At 69.2% G+C, this 23,423-nt stretch carries 22 protein-coding genes; 6 read left to right on the top strand and 16 right to left on the bottom strand.

Translation table 11 applies throughout. From position 1 onward, the window contains the following. Positions 1 to 70: 70 nt before the first annotated feature. The 5 genes from C5C07_RS10555 to C5C07_RS10575 form a co-directional block, all read right to left on the bottom strand. On the bottom strand, positions 71 to 814 hold the full coding sequence (locus tag C5C07_RS10555; RefSeq protein WP_115805041.1) for a DUF4397 domain-containing protein: 744 nt from the start codon (positions 812 to 814) through the stop codon (positions 71 to 73). 124 nt (positions 815 to 938) lie between these two features. Next, positions 939 to 1,259 (bottom strand): NAD-binding protein, encoded by a 321-nt coding sequence (locus tag C5C07_RS10560; protein ID WP_004974796.1) that lies wholly within the window; start codon positions 1,257 to 1,259, stop codon positions 939 to 941. Then, positions 1,256 to 2,173, bottom strand: coding sequence for a glutamine-hydrolyzing GMP synthase (guaA, locus tag C5C07_RS10565; protein ID WP_004974798.1), 918 nt, complete (start codon positions 2,171 to 2,173; stop codon positions 1,256 to 1,258). Before guaA ends, C5C07_RS10560 begins: the two co-directional genes overlap by 4 nt. Further along, a complete protein-coding gene (pyrG, locus tag C5C07_RS10570; RefSeq protein WP_004974799.1) occupies positions 2,173 to 3,822 on the bottom strand; it encodes a glutamine hydrolyzing CTP synthase in 1,650 nt (549 codons plus the stop codon). The genes guaA and pyrG overlap by 1 nt, the downstream gene beginning before the upstream one ends. A gap of 135 nt (positions 3,823 to 3,957) precedes the next feature. Then, a complete protein-coding gene (locus C5C07_RS10575) occupies positions 3,958 to 4,515 on the bottom strand; it encodes a maltose acetyltransferase domain-containing protein (protein ID WP_050459711.1) in 558 nt (185 codons plus the stop codon). An 88-nt stretch (positions 4,516 to 4,603) separates the two neighbouring features. Between C5C07_RS10575 and C5C07_RS10580 the strand changes: the two genes are divergently transcribed. Both C5C07_RS10580 and C5C07_RS21285 read left to right on the top strand, forming a co-directional pair. Continuing rightward, entirely contained in the window at positions 4,604 to 5,404 is an 801-nt protein-coding gene (locus C5C07_RS10580; RefSeq protein WP_050459710.1) for an aldo/keto reductase, read from the top strand. Positions 5,405 to 5,575: 171 nt separating this feature from the next. Beyond that, positions 5,576 to 5,743 carry a hypothetical protein gene (locus C5C07_RS21285; protein ID WP_155821702.1) on the top strand — a complete coding sequence of 56 codons (168 nt, stop codon included), beginning with the start codon at positions 5,576 to 5,578 and terminating at the stop codon, positions 5,741 to 5,743. Positions 5,744 to 5,824: 81 nt separating this feature from the next. Here the strand turns inward: C5C07_RS21285 and ppc are convergent, their stop codons facing one another. Then, entirely contained in the window at positions 5,825 to 8,518 is a 2,694-nt protein-coding gene (gene ppc / locus C5C07_RS10585) for a phosphoenolpyruvate carboxylase (protein ID WP_050459709.1), read from the bottom strand. Between the two features lie 225 nt (positions 8,519 to 8,743). Between ppc and C5C07_RS10590 the strand changes: the two genes are divergently transcribed. After that, a complete protein-coding gene (locus C5C07_RS10590; protein ID WP_004974806.1) occupies positions 8,744 to 9,589 on the top strand; it encodes a hypothetical protein in 846 nt (281 codons plus the stop codon). A 249-nt stretch (positions 9,590 to 9,838) separates the two neighbouring features. Here C5C07_RS10590 and samp1 read toward each other — a convergent pair whose 3' ends face one another. Genes samp1 through C5C07_RS10605 form a run of 3 tightly spaced genes read right to left on the bottom strand, consistent with a single transcriptional unit; the run spans position 9,839 to position 12,845 of the window. Then, on the bottom strand, positions 9,839 to 10,102 hold the full coding sequence (samp1, locus tag C5C07_RS10595) for a ubiquitin-like modifier protein SAMP1 (RefSeq protein ID WP_004974807.1): 264 nt from the start codon (positions 10,100 to 10,102) through the stop codon (positions 9,839 to 9,841). A 23-nt stretch (positions 10,103 to 10,125) separates the two neighbouring features. Then, positions 10,126 to 11,634, bottom strand: coding sequence for a cation:proton antiporter regulatory subunit (locus C5C07_RS10600; RefSeq protein ID WP_115805042.1), 1,509 nt, complete (start codon positions 11,632 to 11,634; stop codon positions 10,126 to 10,128). After that, positions 11,634 to 12,845, bottom strand: coding sequence for a potassium channel family protein (locus tag C5C07_RS10605; RefSeq protein WP_004974810.1), 1,212 nt, complete (start codon positions 12,843 to 12,845; stop codon positions 11,634 to 11,636). The genes C5C07_RS10600 and C5C07_RS10605 overlap by 1 nt, the downstream gene beginning before the upstream one ends. Before the next feature lie 100 nt (positions 12,846 to 12,945). Here C5C07_RS10605 and C5C07_RS10610 point away from each other — a divergent pair, with 100 nt between their 5' ends. Beyond that, positions 12,946 to 14,202 (top strand): NAD-binding protein, encoded by a 1,257-nt coding sequence (locus C5C07_RS10610; RefSeq protein WP_115805043.1) that lies wholly within the window; start codon positions 12,946 to 12,948, stop codon positions 14,200 to 14,202. A 32-nt stretch (positions 14,203 to 14,234) separates the two neighbouring features. Here the strand turns inward: C5C07_RS10610 and C5C07_RS10615 are convergent, their stop codons facing one another. The 5 genes from C5C07_RS10615 to C5C07_RS10635 form a co-directional block, all read right to left on the bottom strand. Continuing rightward, complete coding sequence (locus C5C07_RS10615; RefSeq protein WP_004974814.1) at positions 14,235 to 15,659, bottom strand: universal stress protein; 1,425 nt, start codon at positions 15,657 to 15,659, stop codon at positions 14,235 to 14,237. 7 nt (positions 15,660 to 15,666) lie between these two features. After that, positions 15,667 to 16,395 (bottom strand): nucleoside phosphorylase, encoded by a 729-nt coding sequence (locus C5C07_RS10620; RefSeq protein WP_004974815.1) that lies wholly within the window; start codon positions 16,393 to 16,395, stop codon positions 15,667 to 15,669. 95 nt (positions 16,396 to 16,490) lie between these two features. After that, complete coding sequence (locus tag C5C07_RS10625; RefSeq protein ID WP_004974816.1) at positions 16,491 to 17,015, bottom strand: hypothetical protein; 525 nt, start codon at positions 17,013 to 17,015, stop codon at positions 16,491 to 16,493. Positions 17,016 to 17,103: 88 nt separating this feature from the next. After that, positions 17,104 to 18,021, bottom strand: coding sequence for a carbohydrate kinase family protein (locus C5C07_RS10630; protein WP_115805044.1), 918 nt, complete (start codon positions 18,019 to 18,021; stop codon positions 17,104 to 17,106). 102 nt (positions 18,022 to 18,123) lie between these two features. Then, positions 18,124 to 18,933, bottom strand: coding sequence for a DUF63 family protein (locus C5C07_RS10635; protein WP_004974818.1), 810 nt, complete (start codon positions 18,931 to 18,933; stop codon positions 18,124 to 18,126). Between the two features lie 66 nt (positions 18,934 to 18,999). Here C5C07_RS10635 and deoC point away from each other — a divergent pair, with 66 nt between their 5' ends. After that, the gene (deoC, locus tag C5C07_RS10640) at positions 19,000 to 19,638 is read left to right on the top strand and encodes a deoxyribose-phosphate aldolase (protein WP_115805045.1); all 639 of its coding nucleotides are present in this window, start codon (positions 19,000 to 19,002) and stop codon (positions 19,636 to 19,638) included. Positions 19,639 to 19,715: 77 nt separating this feature from the next. Continuing rightward, on the top strand, positions 19,716 to 20,690 hold the full coding sequence (locus C5C07_RS10645; protein ID WP_115805046.1) for a sodium:calcium antiporter: 975 nt from the start codon (positions 19,716 to 19,718) through the stop codon (positions 20,688 to 20,690). A 57-nt stretch (positions 20,691 to 20,747) separates the two neighbouring features. Here the strand turns inward: C5C07_RS10645 and C5C07_RS10650 are convergent, their stop codons facing one another. Both C5C07_RS10650 and C5C07_RS10655 read right to left on the bottom strand, forming a co-directional pair. Further along, positions 20,748 to 21,968: a PQQ-binding-like beta-propeller repeat protein gene (locus C5C07_RS10650; protein ID WP_115805047.1), complete on the bottom strand. Its 1,221-nt coding sequence runs from the start codon at positions 21,966 to 21,968 to the stop codon at positions 20,748 to 20,750. Beyond that, positions 21,965 to 23,320 carry a PQQ-like beta-propeller repeat protein gene (locus tag C5C07_RS10655; protein WP_115805048.1) on the bottom strand — a complete coding sequence of 452 codons (1,356 nt, stop codon included), beginning with the start codon at positions 23,318 to 23,320 and terminating at the stop codon, positions 21,965 to 21,967. Before C5C07_RS10655 ends, C5C07_RS10650 begins: the two co-directional genes overlap by 4 nt. Positions 23,321 to 23,423 lie beyond the last annotated feature (103 nt).

Consider the following 23,423-nt stretch of genomic DNA (forward strand, 5'->3'; position numbering starts at 1 on the left):
GCCGAGTTTCGTCGGAAAATGGGGTGGGTCCGCCGCCGACCGCACGGGAGGGCGGCGACCGGCGTTCGACTCAGCGCACGCGGCAGACGTTCCCGTTTGACGGGTTCCCGTTGGACGGTCGCTCGCGCGCGGGCGAGACGGCGTCGACGACTGGGAGGACGCTGAAGCCGGGCGACCCGCCGGTGGCGAACCCGATGGCGAACACCGAGTAGGTCCGGCCGCCTTCGAGCGTCGTTCCGGGGAGGTCGAGCACGACGCTCCCGTCCGACGAGAGGACGACCTGCAGGTCGTACGTCCCGGCGGGCACCGTCTCGTAGTGCGAGACGTCGCCGAACGCAAGTCCGGAAAACAGCGTCGGGCCGTCCTTGACGACGATGTCGACTTCGGGCGCGTCGGGCGAGAAGTGCGCGACGCGGACTCTGGCTTTGCCGTACGGTGCCGGCCGGTTCGTGTCCGTGAGCACGACTGGCGTGATGTCGTCGAGCACGTCGGTCGCCGCGACGGTGTAATCGCGGTTGCGTCGGAGCGTGACCGAGGCGTCGATGACGACCGTCGAGGGGTCACCCGCGGGCGTCACCTCGACCTGATACGTCCCCGCCGGGACGGTGAAGTAGTCGGACAAGACGCCGAACGGGACGCCCTGCAGACCGGGGAAGGGGTCGCCGTTCACGTACACGTCTACGGGGGGCGCGTCGGGCGAGAAGTGGCCGACTCGGAACCGCGCGTCACCCGCGGCGACGCCGCCGGGGCGTGCCGCCGCTGTGGTCGCACCGCCGGCGAGGAGGAGTCCAGTTGCGCCGAGGCTCTTCAGCATCGTTCGTCGGGAGAAAGACGACATTTGCAACCGTCATGAAGGTCCATAAAGAGATTAATATTTCTACAAAACAATTCTTGAAAGAAAATCTTCGCGTCGAGACAGTCAGGCGTTCCTGACCGTCTCAGACGAGTTCTTCTGCGACCACGTCGACCGCGAGCAGGTTCGGGTCGATTGCGAGGTCGGCCTGCGCCGTGGCGAACTCCGGGAGGGAGTCGTAGGCGTAGGTCACGACGCGCACGTCGGGGTTCAGCTCCTTCGCCACCGAGATGGCCGTCGCGTCGTCCATATCGGTGAGCACGAACAGGTCGGCGTCCTCGATGCCGGCCTCGCCGAGCGAGTCGGCGGAGGCGATACCGCTGACGCGGACGACCGTCGCGCCCTCGGTTTCGAGCGCCTCGCCGAGTCCGTCGGGGTCGGTCCCCGCGACGACTGCCGTCGTCATTCGTACTCGATGGTCGCCGGCGGTTTGTGGGTCACGTCGTAGACGACGCGGGCGACGTTCTCGTTCGTCCCGGTGATGCGCGACTGGATGCGCTGGAGGGTGTCCCACGGCAGTTCCTGCGCGCGAGCGGTCATGCCGTCGCGCGACTCCACGGAGCGGACCGAGACGATCCAGCCGTGGACGCGGTTGTCACCCTTGACGCCGGTGCCCTTGCCGATGACGGCGGCGAACGCCTGCCACGGCTCGTGCTTTTCGGTCTCGTCTTCGACGACGTGACACGCGTCGCGGGCGACCTGCACCTTCTCGGGCGTGACTTCGCCGAGGACGCGGACCGCGAGGCCCGGCCCCGGGAACGGCATCCGCTCGGCGATGATGGATTCGAGGCCGAGCGCGCGGGCGACCTCGCGGACCTCGTCCTTGTAGAGGTCGCGGACGGGTTCGACGATGCCTTCGAAGTCCACCACGTCCGGCAGGCCGCCGACGTTGTGGTGGGACTTGATGTTGCCCTCGGACTCGATGCGGTCGGGGTAGATGGTCCCCTGCACGAGGTACTGCGCGTCGGTCTCCTTCGCCTCGCGCTCGAACTCGCGGATGAACTGCTCGCCGATGACCTTGCGCTTTTCCTCGGGGTCGACGACGCCCTCGAGGGCGTCGAAGAATCGGTCTCGGGCGTCGACGACGCGGAGGCTCTCCATGAAGGAGAAGGTGTCCGCGATCTGCTCGGTCTCGCCTTTGCGCATCAGGCCGGTGTCGACGTAGACCGGGGTGAGCTGCTCGCCGACGGCCTCGTAGGCGAGCGTCGCGGCGACCGAGGAGTCCACGCCGCCCGAGAGGGCGATGATGGCGTGCTCGTCGCCGATTTGGTCACGAATCGATGCGGTCGCGTCTTCGATGAATTCGTCTACGTTTACCATTATGCTGTCACCTCTTCGTTGCCGAGTTCGCGCGCGTCGAGTTCGCCGAGGACCGCGCGGAGGAAGCCGAGGAACGGCGGGCTGGCGCGGTCGGGTCGAGAGCGGAACTCGGGGTGGAACTGCGTTCCGAAGAAGAACGGGTGGTTCGTCAGTTCGAGAATCTCCATGCGGTTTTCGGCGCGGCCGGAGAAGCGGAGCCCCTCGGACTCGAGTTCGTCGATGAGTTCGGGGTTCACTTCGTAGCGGTGGCGGTGGCGCTCCGTACAGGAGGTGTCGCCGTACACCGCCTCCGCGAGCGTGCCGGCGTCGATGTCGGTGTCGTGCGCGCCGAGGCGCATCGTGCCGCCCATCTCGTCGACCTCGTACTGCTCGGGCAGGAGGTCGATGACGGGGTACGGCGTGTCGGGGTCGAGTTCGGCCGAGTGGGCGTCCTCGTGGCCGAGGACGTTCCGGGCCTGCTCGACGACGGCCATCTGGAAGCCCAGACAGAGGCCGAGGAACGGGATGTCGTTCTCGCGGGCGTAGCGGATGGCCTCGATTTTGCCGCCGGTTCCGCGGGAGCCGAAGCCGCCGGGGACGACGACGCCGTCGGCGTCCTTGAGTCGCTCTTCGTGCTTGTCGAGCATCTCGTCGGAGTCGACCCAGAGGATGTTCACGTCGACGCCGCACTCGATGCCCGCGTGCTTGAGCGCCTCGTGGATGGACATGTAGGCGTCTTCGAGGGCGTACTTGCCGACGAGCGCGATGTCGACCGAGCCGGTCCGGTCGGCCGTGACGAGCTCGCGCCAGCGGTTGTCGCGGTCTTCCTTCGGAAGCGCCTCGTCGGCGATGCCGAGCCGCTCCATGACGTACTCGTCGAGGCCCTCCTCTTCGACCATCAGCGGGACGTGGTAGATGTCCGGCACGTCGGGGTTGGAGAACACGGCGGCGTCCGGCACGTCGCAGAACTGCGCGATTTTGGTCTTCGTCGCCGGTTCGAGCTTGTCGTCGGCGCGGCCGACGAGGATGTCCGGCTGGAGGCCGATGCTCCGAAGCTCCTTGACCGAGTGCTGGGTGGGCTTCGTCTTCTGCTCGCCGTTCTTCGAGTAGGGGACGAGCGTGACGTGCGTGAACAGCACGTCGCCGTCTTCCTCCTCGGAGGCGAACTGGCGGAGCGATTCGAGGAACGGCATCGACTCGATGTCGCCGACGGTGCCGCCGACCTCGACGATGCACACGTCGGTGTCCTCGGCCGCCTCGCGGATGCGGCGCTTGATGTCCTCCGTGACGTGCGGGATAATCTGGACCGTCTTCCCGAGGTAGTCGCCGTCGCGCTCCTTCTGGATGACGTGCTGGTAGGTCTTGCCCGTCGTGATGTTGTGGTCGGCGGTCATGTCGACGCCGAGGAACCGCTCGTAGTTCCCGAGGTCGAGGTCGACTTCAGCGCCGTCTTTCAGGACGTACACCTCCCCGTGCTCGTAGGGGTTCATCGTCCCGGCGTCGACGTTCAGGTACGGGTCTATCTTAACCGCGGTGACGTCGAACCCGGCGTTCTTCAGGAGTCGGCCGGTGCTCGCGGCCGTGATACCCTTCCCGAGGCCGGACATGACACCCCCGGTTACGAAAATGAACTTGCGCCCCATCTCTGGGTCGTATTCGTCCGTCGGCATACTGACCGTGTGCGAGCGTACTTCAAAACCATTTCGGAGGGAACATCGTGTGCCAGAGCACCGCACGCTCCCGAATCCGCGAGAATCGCGCGACGGCGACGCGACGATGACGCCGACTCGGCGGCGCGTCCCCGGTCAGTCCAGCCTTTTAATGACTCGCGCCGGGTTGCCGCCGACGACCACCGAGTCGGGCACGTCCTTCGTGACGACCGCGCCCGAGGCGACCACCACGTCGTCGCCGATGGTGACGCCGGGGTTGACGACCGCCCGGCCGCCGAGCCACGCGTTGTCGCCGACGGTCACCGGCTCCCCCGACTCGGGGCCCTTGATTCGCTCCGCGGCATCGAGCGGGTGGGTCGCAGTGTAGATGTGAACGCCCGGCGCGAGCTGGCAGTTGTCGCCGAGCGTGATTGGACACACGTCGAGGAAGACGCAGTCGAAGTTGGCGAAGAAGTTCTCGCCGACGCTGACGTTGTAGCCGTAGTCGCAGCGGAACGTCGGCTCGATTTCGAACGACTCGCCGACCTCCCCGAACAGTTCCCGAATCAGTTCCTCGCGGCGCTCGGTTTGGGTCTCGTCGGTCTCGTTGAACAGGCGCGTGAGCCGCCGCGCGCGCTTTCGTTCCGCGACGAGTTCCGGGTCGCTCGCGTCGTACAGTTCGCCCGCGAGCATCTTCTCCTTCTCGGAGGGCATACCCTCGATGACCGGGGGAGCGGTGGTAAGTGTACGCACGACTTCCGCAACCGCAGGATTTGACTCGCCCGCCCACGACCACCCGTGCATGAAGGACTTCCCGCGACTCGGCTTCGGGACGTACAAGCTCGAAGACCGCGACGAGTGCGTCGAGGCCGTCAAGACCGCCCTCGACGTTGGCTACCGCCACGTTGACACGGCCCAGATGTACCACAACGAGGAGTTCGTCGGCGAGGGACTCGCCGAATCCGACGTCGACATCGACGACGTGTTCGTGGCGACGAAGCTCGACACCGACAACCTCGGCTCCGACGACGTGCTGGAGACCGCCCGCGAGTCCGCCGAAAAGCTCGGCGTCGACACCATCGACCTGCTGTACGTTCACTGGCCGCTCGACAGCTACGACGAGGACGAGACGCTCGCGGCCCTCGACGAACTCGTCGAGGAGGGCGTCGTCGCCAACGTCGGCCTGAGCAACTTCCGACCCGACCAGCTCGAATCGGCCATCGAGACGCTCGACGCGCCCGTGTTCGCCCACCAGGTCGAGATGCACCCGATGCTCCAGCAGGCCGAACTCCGCGAGCTCGCCGCGGAACGCGGCCACCGTCTGGTCGCCTACTCGCCCATCGCGCGCAACCAGGTCGCCGACGAGGAGGTCATCGTCGACATCGCCGAGAAGCACGACGCCTCGCCCGCGCAGGTCGCCCTCGCGTGGCTCATCGAGAAGGGCGCGACGCCCATCCCGAAGGCCGCCTCGCCCGACCACATCCGCGACAACTTCGCCGCGCTCGACCTCGACCTCGACGACGAGGACGTGGCCGCCATCGACGACCTCGATTCGACTCACCGCATCGTCGACTTCGAGGAAGCGCCGTGGAACCACGCCTGACCTGAGTCGAGCCGACCCGGCCGATGCCGGGACGCTGAGAACCCTCATTTTCGCCGCGAGCGCCCCGCTGTGCGTCGTCTTCGTCGCCGACGAATCCCTGACAGAGCGGGCCGTGGGACCCCGCCACAAACAGGGTGAACATATATGATGGACTCGGCCGTACTGCCGAATATGGCAACGGTGGTGGTGGTGTGCCCGCACTGCGGACAGCAAGTGGAATCGAGATACGAGGGCGACGCCGACTTCGACGGTGTCAGACAGCGGTTAAAAAGCGAGTATCGCGTCGCGCGGCAGACCTGTCCGGTCTGTTCGAATCCGTACGACCTCCGTCGGGCGTAAGTCGCTCCGACGGCGCGGCGACGGTGACGGTGACGACTTCGGCGGGTGGCCGAGGGCGTCGGCGTCGGTGTCGCGTTCGCGTTATCCCGTGTTCTTCATCCCGGCGGCGATACCTTTGACCGTGAGCCGCAGGGTCTGTTCTTCCTCGTCGGTCCGGTGGGTCTGCGACAGCAGGTGCGTCTGCAGCAGGTTCAGCGGGTCGACGTAGGGGTTGCGGCGGCGGAGGCTCTCTTCGAGCCACTCGCGCTTCAGGAGACTGCTGCGCTCGCTGATGTCGAGCATGAGGTCCGCGGCGTCCTCGTACTCCTCGGTGAGGCGGGTGAAGAACTCCTCGCGGAGCTCCTCGTCGGCGAGGTTCGCGTACTCCGTGGCGATTTCGAGGTCGGTGCGCGCCAGCGCCATCGCGGCGTTGTCGAACGTGCTCCGGAAGAACGCCCACTCGTCGTACATCTCGCGGAGGTCGTCCATGTCGCCGCCGTCTTCGAGGAAGGCGTTGACGCCGGCGGCCAGCGAGTACCAGCCGGGGAGGATACACCGCGACTGGGTCCACGAGAACACCCACGGGATGGCGCGGAGGTCCTCGACGCTGCGCTCGTCGGACCGAGAGGCCGGCCGGGAGCCGAGGTTGAGTTCCTCGATGACGGTGATGGGCGTCGCCTGCTCGAAGTAGGAGACGAAGCCGTCGGATTCGAGGAGGTTCCGGTACTCCTCGCGGGCGGCGGCCGCCATGGTGTCCATGGCGTCGACCCAGCGGTCGGGCACCTCCTCTTCGGGCGTCCGAATCGCCTGCAGGCGGGCGCGAATCTGGGCGTTGAGCATCTGTTCGAGGTTCCGCTCGGCGATGCGCGGGTTGGCGTACTTCTCGGCGATGGCCTCGCCCTGCTCGGTGAACTTAATCTGTCCCGTGACGGTCTCGTTCGGGAGCGCGAGCATGGCTTCGTTCATCGGACCGCCGCCGCGGGAGATGGAGCCGCCGCGGCCGTGGAACAGCCGCATCGTCACGTCGAAGTCGTCGCAGATGTCGGCGAGGCGGCGCTGGTTCTTGTAGAGGTCCCAGTTGGCGGCGAGGAAGCCGTTTTCCTTGTTGGAGTCGGAGTAGCCCAGCATAATCTCTTGGACGTCGTTCCGGGCGGCGAGCGCCGTCCCGTAGGCCTCGTTCTCGAACAGCGTGCCCATGATGCGGCGCGCGCCGTTGAGCGCGGACTCGGTCTCGAGGAGCGGGACCACGTCGATGCCGCAGTGGTCGGGCAGAGAGACGACGCCCGCCTGGTCGGCGAGGAACAGCACTTCGAGGACGTGCGAGGGTTCCTCGGTCATCGAGATGCAGTAGGTGTCGATAGCGCCGACGCCGTACTCGCGCTGCCACTCGCCGAGCTTGCGGAACCGGCGGAGGACGCGCTCGGCCGTCTCGGAGATGTCGCCGGGGTCTTCGAGGTCGACGACGGGCTCTTCCTGCAGAATCGCGTCGGTGAGGAGTTCGACGCGCTCCGCCTCCGAGCTACCCTCGTAGTCGAGGCCCTCGTGGGCGAGCGCCTCGTGGACGGCCTCGGTGTGGTTCTCCTGGTGGTCGCGGAGGTCGAGGCTGGCGAGGGTGAATCCGAACGTGTCGACCTGCCGCATCAGGGGCTCGACGTACACGTCCGCGACCTGCGCCGCGCCGGTCCGCCGGAGGCTGGCGTCGATGACTTCGAGGTCGGCCAAGAGCTCGCTCTCGTCCGCGTAGCCGTTCGGGCGCACGTCCTCGACGCGGCGGAGTCGCTCGCGCATCAGTTTGAGCTTCTGGCGGTACGGCTCGTTGGGGTAGCGCTCGTCGGCCTCCTCGGCGACGACGGGGAGGAGTTCGCGGTCGGCCTTCAGCGAGCGTTCGAGCTCGTGGCCGGGGTCGATTCGCGTCGCGTCCTGACTCAGCACACCGGAGAGACGCTTGAGCGAGTCGCTGTACTTTTCCAGGGCGACGCTGCGCTGGCGTTCGAGCGTGTCCTCTGTCACCTCGGGCGTGACGAACGGGTTGCCGTCGCGGTCGGAGCCGGCCCACGACCGGAACTCGAACAGCTTCGGCACGTCGAGGCCGGGGTACTCGGCCCGAAGCTCCTCTTCGAGTTCCTCGTACACCTCGCCGACCACGTCGAAGAGGGTGTTTTCGAGGTACCACTGGACGTTGCGGGCCTCGTCGGTCGGCTCCGGGCGGCGGTCGCGGACCTGCGAGGTCTGCCAGAGGCTCGTCACCTCGGCGACGACGTGCCGCCACTCCTGGTCGTGTTCGAGGTCGGTGAGACGGCGCTCGTCGAGCGTCTCCAGCCGGTTGGCGATGGAGCGGAGCTTCGATTTCACCGTCTTGCGGCGGGCCTCGGTCGGGTGCGCCGTGAACGTCGGTTCGATGAGCACGTCTTCGAGGACCCGTCCCAGAAGCTCCTCGTCGACCTCCTCGTCGTCCAGCGCGTCGAGCGTGTCGAGGATACCGTCTTCGAGCGTCCCCTCCTGGGACGCCTCGCGGATGACGCGAACGCGCTCGCGCTCCTCGGCGAGGTTGATGAGTTCGAAGTAGGTGGTGAACGCGCGGGCGACGACGCTCTCGCGCTCCGGTTCGAGGTCGCCGACCACGTCGTAGAGCCGCTCGCGCGACCCGGACTCGCCCTTCCGGTAGGCGATGGCCGCCTGCCGAAGCTCTTCGACCGTCTCGAACGACGCCGTCGACGTCTGCGCTTCGAGCACGTCCCCGAGCAACGCCCCGAGCTCGCGAACATCTTGCCGCACGTCTCTGGTGTGCAATCGCATCGTACTCGGATACGAGTAGCACATTCTAAAAGGCCACGAGTAACGTCGAAAATTTGCCCGGAAGTCGGTTCTAAACGAACGTTACGCACGTTTTCGTCCAGTTTTCGACGACCGACGAATTCCGCGCGTTCGAGCGGTCGAACCCCCTCGCTGGCGGCCGTTTCGTGGGGCGTACTACCACGGTGGATTCGTCACGCTTTTACTGGCCGCCTCGAAGGTGAGAGTATGAGCGATAGCGACAAGTACCCCGCCGACTCGGGTCGCCGTCGGTTCGTCAAGGGCGTCGTCGGGGGAGCGACGCTCGCGGGCGTGGGAACGACAGGCGCGGCCGCCATCAACAGCGCAACGTCATCCACCGGTACCGGTGGGGGGCCGACGCAGGCGTACGCCATCGAGAACACCGCCGGTCCCGCACCGCGCGGCATGCCGCAGATACCGATCGAGATCGACGACGAGGGCTACATCCGCGGCGTCTGGCCGGAAGTTCAGACCGTCACGCAGAACGGTGTGGAAGTCGACCTCGCCCTCACCGAGGACTACCAGGGGACGGGCGTCACCTACTCGCAGGACTGGTTCCAGTACTGCGGCGTGCAGACCTACGAGGGCCTGAACCCGACCTACGAGTCTGATAACTACTTCCGCTCCGACAGCGGCGGATACGACTGGCAGTCCGAGACGTACAGCTCCGGGGACCGCCTGAACGTCAACGACTTCGACGAGTACGAGACGTGGGGCAACGGCATCGGGCGAGCCGGTATCGGGATGCCCGCGACCGGCACCTGGCGCTCCGAGGGCGCCGAGAACACGATGCCGATTCAGGTGCTCCGCTCGACGCGTATCGAGGAAGCCGCACAGGACAACGAGTGGCTCGCCGCCTCGACGGACCAGGGCGTCATCGCGTGGCTCAACAAGTGTACCCACTTCTGCTGTGTCCCCGGCTACAAGCAGGCGGCCAGTTCCGCCACGTTCGGCGGCGAAAACGGTGTCTACTGCCAGTGCCACCAGTCCGTCTACGACCCCTTCTCCATCGTCCAGACGCTGTTTACGGCGCTGCCGCGCCCGAGCGAGTAACGACCCACGAAGCCGCCCTCCCGTTTCGAGTTCGACCGCGACGCGTTCCCGCCGTTTTCTCTTTTCCGACCACCCGAACGACCCGTTTCCGCCCCGACGAGTCGCCCGTTTCGAGCCCGTGGTCTCGTCTCCGTCTTCAGCACCATCTCCGTCTCCCGCCCCCGAGTGCCGACGGACCCGTCGCTCGCGGGGTGTGAGTCGAATTCGAGAACGGTTCCGGTTCGCGCGGCGCTCCGACGCGCCAGCGCGCTAGCCGCCGCTGACCGGCGGGAAGAGCGCGAGTTCGTCGCCGGCGGCGGCCTCCTCGCCGAGCGCGGCGGCTTCACCGTTTCGCAGGACGTTGATGTGGTCGTACAGTTCGCCGTCATCGCCGAACACCCGCGATTCGAGCGCCGGGTGCGCCCCGACGAGGGCGTCGAGCGCGTCGCCGACGGTCGCGTCGCCGTCGACGTCAACCCGAACGGTCCGCGTGCCGGTGACTTCCGCGAGGTCGGCGAACAGCTTCCACTCCATACTCCCGTCTCGTCGCCCGGCGCTCATGAGGATTGCGCCCCCGACGACCGCGGCGCGTCGTCACCGGAGCCGCCGTTGTCGTCTCCGTCTCCGTCGTCTCCGCCGTCGCCGTCGCCTCCGCCGTCGGTTCGGCTCGTGTCGGTCGTCGCCCGGCGCTCGACCTTCCGGAGAACTTCCGGCCGGCCGACGACGTAGAGCGTGTCGCCGGCCGCCAGTTCGCGTCCCCGACCGGGAATCGCGTCCACCGGACGGTTCGCCGACCGGATGGCGACGACAGTCGTGTCTACGTCCGAAACTGACAGTCCGTCGAGGTCGGCACCCGGGGCGACGGTCGTGACCGCCATCGTCTCGTCGGCGTTCCGGAGGAGCGACGCGAACTCGCGGTCGACGTGGGGGTCCGCGGGGAGCGTCACGAGTCGGTACTGCTCGCCGCTCGTCAGGCGGTCGGCGTCCTCCTCGTCGAGGGCGACGGTCGCCACGTCGTCGGCGACGCCGCGGAGTTCGCCGAAGGCGACGCGGGTCGGTGCGGCCGGTGCGGCCGGCGCGTCGGTGCCGCCGTCGGACAGCGACCCCGAACCGCCGGGAGGCGTCTCGGCCGTCGGTTCGGCGGACTGGGCCGGTTCAGTCGCGTCGGTCGCTTCCGCGACGGCGTCGTCGGACGAGTCGTTCTCGTCGTCCGCCGCCGGCTTCGGAACCGACCAGACCTGCACGGGGTCGCCGGCGGCCGCGCCGGAACCGGGGTCGCCGCGAATGGCGACCGCGACGGTGCCGGGTGCGAGCGTCGGCCCGAGGCCGGCCGCGCGACTGCCGAGCGCGAGGTACGACACCTCGTTCCCGCCGGCTTCGAACTCCACGTCGACGTGGCCGACGCCGTGGTCGTCCTTGATGCGCGTCGCGAGTCGGTCGCGGAGTTCGGCCTCGCTGAGCCGTCGGGGGAACAGCAGCGTCTTCCCGCTCAGTTGGGTCTTGACGGCCTCGCCGACCGGGTCGTACCCCTCGATGTCGGCGATGTCCTCGGGGAGCGTCACCGACGTGACGCGGCCGACGGTCCGGACCAGCCGGCTCACGTCGGCGTCGAGTTCCTTCGCGCCCGCGACGGCGAACACGTCGGTCGTGAGCCGGTCGCCGGCGACGCGGCCGACCGGCGCGATAAGCGCTCCGCCGAGGAGCGACGCGGTGTTGAAGAGGACGGTGTCGAGTTGGAACACCTCGGTCTCGGTGCCGGTGGTGAACGCGCCGAACAGGCCGATCGTGTTCAGGTAGAGCGCGACGACCGCCCCGCCGAAGAGGACCGAAAGCGCCCGCGGGATTATCTCCCGGGTGTACCACCGGTAGAGCAGCGAGGCGATCGCGGAGACGACGAACGCGCCGACGACGAGTCCGACGAACCGGAGAATCTGCAGGACGAGCGAGTCGTCCACCGGCGGAATCGACACCTGTCCGGCGGTCGCCGACTGTCCGACCGCCGCGAGCAGGTCGGCTGCGGGTGCGGCCGAAGCGGACCCGGCGGCCGAGGCGAGGGCGGCGAACATCACGCGACCGCCCCCTCGAAGGCTGTCAGGTCGCTTCTCGACCCGACCGCGTAGAGCGTGTCGCCGGCGGAAACCTCCTGGTCACCCCGCGGCGCAATCGTCCAGTTCCCGCCGTGGCGGACCGCGAGGACCGCAACGCCGTAGGCGTCGCGGACGCCGGCCTTCCCGAGTGTTACCCCGTCGAGCGGCCCCTCTGCACCGACCGAGAGCCGCGAGAAGCGCTTGCCTGCGCGGCGGAGCAGGGAGACGAGTTCGAACTCCCGGCGGACGCCGCGGGAGGTGACGATGAATCGCTCCGCGTCGCTCCCGAGGAGCGATTCGACCTTGCCTCGGTCGACCGCGAGCGTGACGCGGCCCTCGCCGCCGACGGCCGTCGGCGCGCGCGGCGCGGCCTTCGGGGCGTCCGCGTCGTCCTCGTCCTCGTCGGCGTCGCTCGGGGTCTCGACGACTGATTCGACCCCGGCGACGCTCGCCGAGACGGTGCCGCCGTCGGTGACGACGACCACCTCGTCGCCGCGCGCGAGTCCAGTCGGGACGAGCGCCGTCACCGACACCGCGCGCTTGCCCGTCGGGAGGCGCTTCGAGAGGCCGCCGACCGGGGCCGCGGCGGAGACGGTCGCGCGGGCTCGCTCGTCGAGTCTGACCTCGACGGCGGCGAGGTCGAACTCGTTTTGCAGGCGGTCGGCGTACCGCGATTCGAGTTCCACGAGCGGGATATCGGCGGGGAACGTCCACTCGCCGTTTCGGATACTGGTACGGATGTCGAGCGGGACCGGCGGGTAGCCCTCGATGTCGCCGACCTCGCCGGTGACGCTGACGCTGACCTGTCCGCGGCCGCCGACGAGTTCGACCACGTCGGTCGAGAGCGACCGCTCGGTGAGCTTTCGCAGCGACATCTTCCGCGGGATGTCGTTGGCGAAGGCGTCCCCGCGGTTGTGCGCGTACAGCGCCCCCATCAAGACGACAAGCAGCGCGACCGTCAGCCTGACCTGGCTCTCCGACTGGGTAATCGTCGGGTCGGCCAGCGCCATGAGACCGCCGCTCGCGCCCGCAATGGCGACGCTGAGAACGACGACGGCGAGGCCCGGAACGGTGACGCCGGTGACGTAGCGGAAGCCGAAGCCGAGGAGCCACGCGACGGCGGCCGGAACGAGCCCGGTGAGAACGCCGAAGTACAGTCCGTAAACGACTTCGACGGGGAGTGAAGCCATGGACCGGTACACTCGCCGACGGGATAAAGACGTGACGACGCGCCCGTGACGGGCCGATACCCGACCGTTTTTGGCCTCGGACGCCAGAACTGGGAGAGACATGGCTTCGGTACGCGAGTGGGTCGGTGCCCGCGCGACGATTGGGACGGTGTTCTTCGCCGCCGTTCTGTCGGTCGCCATCGGCATCCTCAACATCAGCTCCCCGGTCACCGGCGGCGTGTTGGCACCGTACATCCCGGAAGCGGTCCGAATCACCGCCGGCTTCACCGGGACGCTGACGGGCTTTCTGCTCCTCGCGAGCGTCTTCGGGCTCCGCCGACGCTACCGCGCCGCGTGGTACTCGACCGCGGTGCTGCTCCCGGTGACCGCCGCGCAGGGGCTCGTCCAGTCGCCGGAACGGGCGGCACCGCTCGTCGGCCTCTCGCTTATCAGCCTCGCGCTCCTGCTTTTCAACCACAGGGCGTTCAACCGCGACCTCGACCTGACGGCGACACAGCTGTCGGCCCTGCTCGCCATCGCGGGCGCACAGACCTACGCGACCGCCGGCGCGTGGGCGCTCAGAGAGCAGTTCAACGGCATCGAGACGCTGTTCGACGCGTTCTACTTCGGCGTCGTCACCGGCAGCACGGTCGGCTACGGCGACATCTACCCGCGGACCGCCATCGCCAGACTGTTCGGGATATCGGCGCTCCTCATCACGGTGGCGACGTTCGCCGTGGCGCTCGGTGTCCTGCTCACGCCCGCAATCGAAGCGCGACTCACCAAAGCACTCGGACGCATGACCGAATCACAACTCGACATCCTGGAGAACCACGTCCTCGTCCTCGGCTACGGCGAGCTGACCGAACCGATTCTCGAAGAGCTCGGCGACCGCGCCCGCGTCGTCATCGTCACGCCCGACGAGAGCCGCGCCAAGCGCCTCACCGACCGCGGCTACGACGTGGTCACCGACGACCCGAGCGACGAGGAGGCGCTCCAGCGGACCCGCGTGGACGCCGCCCGCTCGGTCGTCGTCGCCACCAACAACGACGCCGAAGACGCGCTGGCCATCCTCACGGCGCGACAGCTCAACCCCGACGTGCACATCGTCGCGGCGGCGACCCAGCGCGAAAACGAGCGAAAGCTCCGCCGCGCCGGGGCCAACACCGTCATCAGCCCGGCGGCGCTCGGCGGTCACTTCCTCGCCGAGTCCGCCGTCGGCGGGAGCGGCCTCGAAACCATCGAGGAACGACTGCTCGACGAGCAGCCCGCCGACCCGCCCGTAGACGAGACGGTCGAAACGACCGGGGCGGGTGCGGCCGACGACACCGACGACACCGACGACACCGACGACACCGACGACACGAACCGCTCGTAAACGCAAGCGACTCCGACTCTGCGTCTCGCCGCTCAGTGCCCGCGGTCGAACACCGCAACGTCGCAGTCTATCTCGCGGATTCGCTCGAACGTCGGCGGCGAGATGAACCGCGAGGCGGGCGACCGGTCGCCGCTGGACCCGAGCACCACGAGGTCGTAGGTGGCGGCGTTCGAGGCGATGAAACTAGTCACGTCGGACCGGGCGACCCGCGTCTCGATGTTCCCGTCCGCGGTTTCGACCAGATTGGCGAGTTTCGACTCTGCGGGCCGCCGTTCGACCTCCGTGGAGATGCAGGTCGTGACGCTCACGCTCCCGGTCTTCCCGGCGAGGCGGGTCGCGAAGTCTATCATCGCGTGAGCGGCGTCGCCGGGGCGGGAGACGAGGACGAGCACGCGCCGCCAGCGGTAGGTCTCGCCGGTCGAGCGGAACGCCACGGTGTCGTACGACCCGCCGAACAGGCCGCGGATGTAGTCCGAAAGCAGACCGCGGTCCTCCTCGTAGGGGGCCACCACGAGGTCCGAATTGGTGTTCGCCGCGGCCTCGGTCGTCGCGGTCAACGGGTCGCCGCGGGCGACCGCGACCTCCACGGGCACGCCCAGTCGGGTCCGCAGTTGGTGCGCGCAGGATTCGAGGCGCTCGACCGACGCGTCGGCGTCGGTGTCGAGTTCGCCGTCGGCTTCCGCGGCCGCGTCCGCGCCGCCCTCGGCGGTCGCCGCCGGCGGGAGCACGTCGAGGAGGACGACCTTGCCGGCGCTGTGGGCGGCGGCGAGTCGGGCGGCGAAGAAGGCCGTCTGGGTCGCCGCCTCCCCGCGCATCGGGACGAGCACGTGGTCGTCGCCGCGGACGGTCCCGTAGAGGTACTCCGCGCGGCGCTCGTAGAACTGCTCGCGCCAGATAGTGAACGCGATGGCGATGACGACGCTGGCGAAGAAGATGCTCACCACGTACTCCTCGGGGTTCACGTCGCCCGTGACGAGCGTCAGGAGCGCCGTCGAAAACGCGGAGGGGGCTTCCACGTCGAGGAGCCACGTCGTGACCCCCGCGAGGAAGATGGCGAGCGCCGCCGCCGACGGGTGGACGATTGCGGTCCCCGTCGGGCCGTAGGTCCACCCGGTGAACCCGACCGCGACGAGGCCGCAGAGCGCGCCGACCGTGAGGGAGACGGTGAACTTCACCGGCGACGAGTACCGCCCCTCCGGGTCGGAAAACAGCGTGTACGACCCCGACGCGAGCGGCGGGAAAAGCAGGAACGAGAGCGTGCTGACCGAGTTGGAGATGAACGTCACCCCGGCGATGAGCACGGGGATGATGAGGAGAATCGAGAGGTGAAGCAGGTTGTTCGTGTTCTCTATCCACCGACCGAACGCCACCATCTCGCGCCGCTCTATCCGGCGGAGCCGGGCGCGGAGCGCGCCGGCGCGTGCGACCGCTCGGGCCGCGAGGTGGCGGAGGTCCACGGCTCGGTTACGCGAGGTCGGTGACGGCGTCGAGCGTGATGGAGATGGCGCGCTCGACGTTGTTCTTCGCCTTCTCGGGGAGTTCCTCGTCCGAGTCGGCTCCCTTCTGAGTGCCGGCGACGAGGTTGCCGTCGACGGTACAGATAGCGCCGGCGCGGAGACCCTTCCGGCGGGCGAGCGAGAACACCGTCGCGGCCTCCATCTCGATGGCGAGCAGGCCGGCGTCGTTCCAGTCGTCGACGTACTCGTCGGACTCGTTGTAGAACGCGTCGTCGGAGACGATGGGGCCGACGTGCACGTCCTCGTCGTTGGCCTCCGCCGAGTCGACGAGCGACGTGAGCACGTCGTAGTCGGGGACGGCCGGGTAGACCTCGGACTCGTAGCGCTTCGAGGTTCCCTCCTCCTTGGCCGCGCCCGTGGCGACGATCATGTCGCCGACTTCGATGTCCGCCTGGAGCGCGCCGATGGTGCCGACGCGGATGAACGTCTCCACGCCGACGCGGGAGAGTTCCTCGATGGCGATGGCGGCCGACGGGCAGCCGATACCGGTCGAGGAGATGGTGAGCGGGACGCCCTCGTACTCGGCGTTGACGACCTTGTACTCGCGGTTCTGCGCGACTTCCTCGACGTTGTCACACTGCTTCGCGATGCGGTCGACGCGCCCGGGGTCTCCCGGGATGAGCGCGATGTCGTTCACGTCGCCTTCTTCGACGAGGAGATGGGGCTGTTTCGCCATGTTCCGACCCACTCGGGTCGCGGGCAAAAACGACGCGGTTCGACCGGGGGCGGGTGCGGTCGGCTGGAACGACCAGCCAACCGACCGGGTCGCCGTCACGCGAACCCGGTGAAAAGCGCCGGCGCGAGGACCAGCAGCGTCGCGCCGAAGACGAGCGAAGAGCGGAGCCACTGCCCGCGGACCGCCGTCGCGCGCTCCTCGTAGATGCGCCGGCCGGCGCGCGGGAGGACGAGGCGGGCGAACGCGACGTAGATGAACGCCACGACGACCGCGGTCGCGACGAGGTGCGACGGGAGGTCGACGCCGGCGACCCCGAGGTCCGGCGCGACGGCGTCGGTCGCGAGGTAGACGAACGCGTAGAGGACGCCGGCGAGCGCGCCGGCGGCGTGGTGGACGACGTTGGCGTCGCCGAAGCTCACCTCGTCGGGCGTCGTCCGTCGGACGACCGACGCGGCGACGTAGGCGGGGGTGAAGCCCTCGTCCTGTCGCCACATCGGGATGGCCATCACGACCGCGGCCGCGACCCCGACGACCGCGCCGAGGAGCAGTCGCCCGGCGACCGCACCGAGGCTCGACGCGGCGTCGAGGGCGGCGACGGCGACCGGGAGCTGGTCTAACATCGTCCCGACGAATGACTGGTGGGGATAAAATTTGTCGGGTCGGGGTCGGCCCGGGTTCGGGCGGCGTCGAAACGGTCGCGCGGCCGGTTCAGCCCTCGACGAGGTCGTCCAGCCGTCGCCAACTGAGTTGCGTCCGCGCGCCCGGCTCGGCCGCGGTGAGCGCGCCGCAGGCGTTGGCGACCGCCAGCGCCCGTTCGTAGGCGGCCCCGTCGAGGCGAGCGGCGATGAAGCCCGAGGCGAAGGCGTCGCCCGCGCCGGTCGTGTCCACCGCGTCGACGGGGTAGCCGGGGTGAACGTGTCGGTCATCGCCGTCTCTGACCTCCGCGCCGCGCGGGCCGTGTTTGAGGACGAGCGTCGTCCGCGCGAGCGCCTCGCCGACCTCGGACGCGGGCTCCGAGCCGGCGCTTCGGCCGCGCTCGACCGCCGCCTCGCCCAGCGCGGTTGCGGCCTCGCGGTCGTTGAGAAACACGTAGTCAACCTCGCGGAGGGCGTCGGCGTAGCCCCGGTCGCCGACGCGCCGGCCGGGGTCGAAGCTGACCGTCGTATCCACCTCGTGGGCCCGTCTGGCGAGCGTCGCGGCCGTGTCGGGCGACTGGCTCGTCAGGTGGAGGTGGTCGGCCGCCGCGAGCGGGTCGGCCGGGAGGTCGGTCGCCTCGAACGCCTCGTTGACGCCGGGGGAGCCGAGGACGAACACCTCGCCCGCGGCGTCGACGACGATGTACTTGACCGTGGTCGGGCCGCGGTCGACGCTGACGACGTGGCGGCAGTCGACGCCCTTCGAGGCGAGTTCGGCGACGGCGGCGTGGCCGTGTTCGTCGTCGCCGACGCTCCCGAGGAGCGCGGCGGGCACGTCGAGGCCGACGAGGCCGCTGGCGACGTTGGCGGCGCTCCCGCCGCCCGCGCCGACCCGCGACTCGACGGTCGCCTCGCCGTCGGGCTCCGGCAGCGCGTCCACGCGGAGGGTGACGTCCCAGTTCACGTGGCCGGCGCAGATGACACGGGACATGCGTCCGCGTAGGTCGGTTCGCCGGTGGGATAACTCTCCCGGGTCGGGCGACTACGGTGTCGAGAAAATGGAGTGTGGGCGCGTCCGAGCAGAATCGCGGTCTCAGCCGGCGATGGCGAACAACAGGAGGTTGTGGACGCCGGGGCCGAGGCCGACGGCGGCGACGAGACCCAAGAGGAGCGACCCCTCCGTCGGGTCCTCGCGGACGTAGTCGGCGAGCAGGGCGACCACGAAGCCGGCCACGACGAGTTTCACGAGGACGAACAGCCAGCCGACGCCGATGACCTCGGCGGTCGGGAGCGCAGCGGCGGCTTCGAGGATGATGCGCGACAGCGGCGTCCGCTCGCCGAAGCCGAGCACGTCGATGCCGACGGCGGTCGACAGCGCGTCGAGGGCGTGCCCGAAGATGGCGAGCAGGCCGAGCGACCCCGCGGCGGCCGCGTCGGTGTCGATTCGCGTCACGACGCGCCACGTCAGCGGCGTGACCGCGAGCGCGGCGACGAGGGCGACGCCGGGCCAGACGATTGAGAGCGTCCCGGCGGCCAGACCGATAAAGAGCGCGAAGCCCGCGAGTCCGGCGGCGACGAGCAGTCCGGGAACCGCGAGCGCCGTCGGGGAGGCGAGGTCGGCCGCGTCGAGCGCGAGCCACGTCGCGCCGGCGGCGACGGCCACGGAGAGGTAGACGGAGGGCGTGCCGGCGAGCGGTTCGACCGCGGGCGGGAGCGCGTCGATGACGTAGAGGACGTGCAGCGCCGACCCCGACACCATCCACGGGACGAGTGCGGCGACGTGGGCGGGCGTGACCGTCGGGCGCGTGCGGCTCAGTCCGACGCCGACGCCGACGAGTCCCGCGACGAGGGCGACGAGGTAGGGAAGCGGCGGGAGCGCGAACCCCTCGGGAAGGATGGCCATGCAGGAGGCGCGGCGGGGCGGCGTGAAAGCCTTACGTTCTTTAGCCTCGGGTCGCCTCGACAGGGTATGAACCGAGCCGACCTCGCCGCCCGAATCGACCACACGGTCCTCGGACCCGAGACGATGATGGCCGACGTGGAGGCCGTCCTCGACGACGCCGACGAGTGGGGGATGAACGCCTGCATCCCGCCGTGCTACGTCGGCGAGGCGAGCGAGTACGCTCCGGACGTGTTGCTGGCGACGGTCGTCGGCTTCCCCCACGGCCAGCACACGACCACGGCCAAGCGCGAGGAGGCCGTCGACGCGTGGCAGGCCGGCGCGGACGAACTGGACATGGTCATCAACGTCGGCCGGCTCAAAGCCGGCGAGGACGAACTCGTGACCGAGGACATCTCCGAGGTCGTCGCGGCCGTCCCGATTCCGGTGAAGGTCATCATCGAGACGTCGCTCCTCACCGAGGAAGAGAAGCACCGCGCCTGCGAGGCCGCCGTCGAGGCCGACGCCGCCTTCGTCAAGACCGCCACCGGCTTCGCCGACGGCGGTGCGACGGTCGAAGACGTGGCGCTCATGGCCGAGTACCTGCCCGTCAAGGCCTCCGGCGGGGTCGGCTCCTACGACGAGGCGGTCGCCATGTTCGAAGCCGGCGCGGAGCGCATCGGCGCGTCGTCGGGCGTCGACATCGTCGCCGGCGCGCCCGAGGAATAGGTCGGTCGTCGGCCGGTCGGCATCGCGCGGTCGCCGGTGCCCAACATTGATTACTCGACTCCCGAGAACCCAGTACCATGCTCCGAGGCGGGCTGGTCGTTCAAATCGGCGTCATTTTCGTGTCAGTACTGGGGCTCTGGGTCGGCGCGCGGCTGTTGGTCGACGCCGCCGTCCGGTCGGCTCGGAGGTTCGGGCTCTCGGAACTCACCATCGGACTGACAATCGTCGCGATAGGGACCTCGACGCCGGAGCTCTCGGTCGCGGTCGACGCCGCGTACAAGGGGTTGGGCGACATCGCGGTCGCGAACGTCCTCGGTTCGAACATCTACAATCTGGCGTTCGTGTTGGGCGTCATCTCGCTGCTCCGGGTGATTCCGGTCGCGGAGTCGCTCGTCTATCGGGACGGCCTCGCACTGCTGGCGAGCACGCTCCTCGGCGGACTGGTCCTGTTCGACCTCCGGGTCACGAGGCTCGAAGGCGCGCTCTTGGTCGGGGCGTTCGTCGCCTACACGGCGTACCTGCTCCGGGGGTCCCAGTCAGACGGGGACGGCGCGACAGACCAGTCGCTCGGCGACGGCGGCGTGACCCGCCCGATAACCGAACGAATCGACTTCCCCGGACGAGACGCCGTGTTCCTCTTGGCCGGGTTGGGGCTGGTGTTGGTGAGCGGCGACTACATGGTGCTCGCCGCGTCGGAGTTGGCCCGCGGTGCCGGCGTCTCCGAGTGGGTCATCGGCGGGACAATCGTCGCGGCGGGGACGTCGACGCCGGAGTTCGCCGTCTCGCTGGTCGCGCTCCGACAGCGGAGTCTCGGGGTCTCGGTTGGCAACGTCGTCGGCAGCAACATCCTCAACATCACGGGCATCGTCGGCGTCGCGGCGGTCGCCAGCCCCCTCGCGGTGAGCGGGTCGGCGCTCGGGACGTTCGCGTGGCTCGTCGCGGTCACGCTCCTGATAGTCGGCGCGCTCTGGACGGGGCGGGTCCTGTCGCGCTTGGAGGGCGCTTTCTTCGCGACCTCCGAGGTCACCCGGTGGATACTGGGGCTCATCTGAGGGCCGCGGGGGTCCCTCGATGCGGTTCTCTCGGACGACCGCCCTCGCACGCGTTTGTCACTCGGCTCGCAACGCGACGAGCCGTCGCGACCCGTCGTCGCCGCCGGATTCGAGTACGAACAGCGCGTCGCCCGCCGGCGTCGGGCCGGTCAGCGCGCCGCCCGCGAGTTCGTATCGCCAGCGCTCGGCCCCGATTCGGGTGTCGTCGAGGCCGACGCCGCCCCCGGCGTCGTAGGCGACGACGCCGCCGTCGTCGCTCGTGTCCGAGACGAATATCGTGTCGCCGGCACCGGCGGGCGGAGCGAAGAAGTCGTCGCCGGCCGCCCATGAGGGGGAGCCGGTACGCTTGTCGAAGGCGTCGAGGCCGGTCCCGTCGGTCGAAAAGACGCGCCGGGGGCCGACGACGACCGAACCGTGCGGCGAGGGCTCCTCGCGGTGCCAGTCTACGGCACCGGCGCGGAGGCCGCCTCTGAGCCGCGCGACGCCTGCGCCGAAGAAGCCGGCGAACACGTCGTTCGACTGGGCGACTGCGAGCGACTGCACGCCGCCGGGGTGTTTGGTTCGCCACTCTCCGGTCGGGCCGCGCTCGATGCCCTCGTCACGGAACGAGAACACTTCGCCGCCCTCCGTGCCCGCGACGACGGTGTCGTATCGGGCCGCGAGGGACCGGACCGGGCCGAACACCTCCTCGCGCCACTCGACGGTCCCGTCGCTGGCGCGGACGCGGTAGAGGTTCCCCGCGGTGTCGGAGGCGTAGAGGCGGTCGCGGTCCGGTTCGGGGCGGACGACGGGTGCCCAGACGCTCGACTCGGTCGGCGCGTGCCACGCCTCCTCGCCGTCGTGGGTGTACGCGAGCACGCCGGTTCTGGTCCCGACGTGGCCGACGTAGACGCGCTCCGAATCGACCGTCACCGACGAGCGAAAGCCGCTCTGGGGGTCGCTTTCGACCGACCACAGTTCGGTTCCGTCGCCGACCGAAAACGCCCGGAGGCGCTCGCTGGTCGCGAGGTAGACCGTCTCGCCGAACACAACCGGGCGCGCCAGTTCGATACCGTTGACCTCGACGCCCCACGATTCGCTCGGCTTCGAGGCCGGACCGGTCGCGCGGGGGTTGTAGCCGGTCCCCGCCGGCGAGAAGTACGGGTGCGGCCAGTCGGCGCGACCGTCGCCCGTAGAGCCCTCGTCGCCGCCGACACAGCCCGTGAGACCGGCGACCGCGCCGGTTCCGAGGGCACCGAGGAACGTTCGTCTGGAAAGGTCCGCACCGGGTTCCGTCACGACCCCGAACCTCCGGCGTCCGCGGCTGTCCCCGCGGTCGCGTTCGTCCCTGCAGCAGCGGTCGTTCCCGCGGTCGACGCGTCGGGGTCGGCGTCGCCGACGACGGTCAGGCTGAACAGGCCGTCGTCGCGGACGACCGGACAGAACACCCGGCGGTCGGTCGCGGCCAGCGAGTGGCCGACGTTGCGGCCGAGCGAAATCGACCAGCGCTCGCGGTCGCCGAAGAGGCCGCCGCCGCCGGTTCGATCCAGGGCGACCAGTTCACCGTGTCCGGTGCCGACGTAGACCGTGTCGCCGACGACGCTCGCGGCGGAGACGGTCTCTCGCGGGTCGTACTTCCACCGTTCTTCGCCGGTCGCGCTGTCGAGCGCCCGGAGCGACCCGCGGGCGGCGTAGAGGCGCTTGCCGTCGAACGCGAGGCGCTTGTGGACGCCGCGGTCGTCCTCCCAGACCACGTCGCCGTTCCGCCGTTCGAGCGCGGCGATTCGGTCCCAGCCCGCGATGTACACCCGCTCGTCGCCGACGACCGGCGCGACGGCCTCGACCGTCTCGGTCGGGGCCTGCCAGTAGGCGCTCCCGTCAGTACCGAGACAGTAGAGCCGCTGTCCCTCGGTGACGACGAACACCGAGTGGAGGTTGACCGCGAGGGGACGCCGGACCGCGCCGAACAGCGACCGCGTCCAGGTGACCTCTCCGGCGTCGATGTCGACCGCGCAGACGCGCTCGTCGTCGAGGCCGAGAAACAGCGTCTCGCGGTCGTTGGAGAACGCCGGCGGCGTCTGCGGACGGCCCGGGAGTTCGATAGTTCGGAACAGCCGACCCGAACGGGCGTGGTAGAGCGCGAGTCGGTTCGGCCCGTGAACCGTCGTTCCGAGCGAGTAGACGACGCCGTCGAGGACGACGGGAGCGGTCCAACTCTCGCCCTGTGCGGCCCACAACTCCTCGCCGGCCGCCGGGTCGATTGCTCGCATCGGGTCGCCGGGCGTGTAGCCCACTCCGTCGGCGACGACGGGCTCGGTGGAGTCCATCCCGAAATCGGGTTCGTACTCGATGGTCGGCTCGGAGATGGGGGTTCCCTCGCGGAGGAACGCGGTGTTGGCGTCGTCGTGGGCGTAGGTCCGCCAGCCGCTTTCGAAGCGGACGCCCTCGGCGGAGTCGTCGTCGGTCTGTTCGTCGCCGCCGAGGCACCCGGCGAGGCCGACGGCCGCACCCGACCCGAGGAGCCGGAGTACGTCGCGGCGACGTGGAGAACCGACGGAAGACGGACTGTGAGCGGCGGACGAAGCGTCGCTGTCGGTCGAGCCCGAGTCGTGGTCGGAGGGCGAACCGGGCGGTATCCTGCGGGAACGCATCTACCACAACTGCACAACACCGTGACAAGTAACTTTTCGCCGGGAGCGGTGGCGAGGGCGCGAAAGTGAGAGGGGGCGAGAGGAACTGGGAGGACGCGTGAGT

Source organism: Haloferax sp. Atlit-4N (assembly GCF_003383025.1).
In the GTDB taxonomy this organism is placed as follows: domain Archaea; phylum Halobacteriota; class Halobacteria; order Halobacteriales; family Haloferacaceae; genus Haloferax; species Haloferax gibbonsii.

What these genes read in the sequence shown, in the direction of transcription:
- C5C07_RS10555 (WP_115805041.1), bottom strand. Translation starts at nt 814, where the DNA reads ATGCTGAAGAGCCTCGGCGCAACTGGACTCCTCCTCGCCGGCGGTGCG.
- C5C07_RS10560 (WP_004974796.1), bottom strand. Translation starts at nt 1,259, where the DNA reads ATGACGACGGCAGTCGTCGCGGGGACCGACCCCGACGGACTCGGCGAG.
- guaA (WP_004974798.1), bottom strand. Translation starts at nt 2,173, where the DNA reads ATGGTAAACGTAGACGAATTCATCGAAGACGCGACCGCATCGATTCGT.
- pyrG (WP_004974799.1), bottom strand. Translation starts at nt 3,822, where the DNA reads ATGCCGACGGACGAATACGACCCAGAGATGGGGCGCAAGTTCATTTTC.
- C5C07_RS10575 (WP_050459711.1), bottom strand. Translation starts at nt 4,515, where the DNA reads ATGCCCTCCGAGAAGGAGAAGATGCTCGCGGGCGAACTGTACGACGCG.
- C5C07_RS10580 (WP_050459710.1), top strand. Translation starts at nt 4,604, where the DNA reads ATGAAGGACTTCCCGCGACTCGGCTTCGGGACGTACAAGCTCGAAGAC.
- C5C07_RS21285 (WP_155821702.1), top strand. Translation starts at nt 5,576, where the DNA reads ATGGCAACGGTGGTGGTGGTGTGCCCGCACTGCGGACAGCAAGTGGAA.
- ppc (WP_050459709.1), bottom strand. Translation starts at nt 8,518, where the DNA reads ATGCGATTGCACACCAGAGACGTGCGGCAAGATGTTCGCGAGCTCGGG.
- C5C07_RS10590 (WP_004974806.1), top strand. Translation starts at nt 8,744, where the DNA reads ATGAGCGATAGCGACAAGTACCCCGCCGACTCGGGTCGCCGTCGGTTC.
- samp1 (WP_004974807.1), bottom strand. Translation starts at nt 10,102, where the DNA reads ATGGAGTGGAAGCTGTTCGCCGACCTCGCGGAAGTCACCGGCACGCGG.
- C5C07_RS10600 (WP_115805042.1), bottom strand. Translation starts at nt 11,634, where the DNA reads ATGTTCGCCGCCCTCGCCTCGGCCGCCGGGTCCGCTTCGGCCGCACCC.
- C5C07_RS10605 (WP_004974810.1), bottom strand. Translation starts at nt 12,845, where the DNA reads ATGGCTTCACTCCCCGTCGAAGTCGTTTACGGACTGTACTTCGGCGTT.
- C5C07_RS10610 (WP_115805043.1), top strand. Translation starts at nt 12,946, where the DNA reads ATGGCTTCGGTACGCGAGTGGGTCGGTGCCCGCGCGACGATTGGGACG.
- C5C07_RS10620 (WP_004974815.1), bottom strand. Translation starts at nt 16,395, where the DNA reads ATGGCGAAACAGCCCCATCTCCTCGTCGAAGAAGGCGACGTGAACGAC.
- C5C07_RS10625 (WP_004974816.1), bottom strand. Translation starts at nt 17,015, where the DNA reads ATGTTAGACCAGCTCCCGGTCGCCGTCGCCGCCCTCGACGCCGCGTCG.
- C5C07_RS10630 (WP_115805044.1), bottom strand. Translation starts at nt 18,021, where the DNA reads ATGTCCCGTGTCATCTGCGCCGGCCACGTGAACTGGGACGTCACCCTC.
- C5C07_RS10635 (WP_004974818.1), bottom strand. Translation starts at nt 18,933, where the DNA reads ATGGCCATCCTTCCCGAGGGGTTCGCGCTCCCGCCGCTTCCCTACCTC.
- deoC (WP_115805045.1), top strand. Translation starts at nt 19,000, where the DNA reads ATGAACCGAGCCGACCTCGCCGCCCGAATCGACCACACGGTCCTCGGA.
- C5C07_RS10645 (WP_115805046.1), top strand. Translation starts at nt 19,716, where the DNA reads ATGCTCCGAGGCGGGCTGGTCGTTCAAATCGGCGTCATTTTCGTGTCA.
- C5C07_RS10655 (WP_115805048.1), bottom strand. Translation starts at nt 23,320, where the DNA reads ATGCGTTCCCGCAGGATACCGCCCGGTTCGCCCTCCGACCACGACTCG.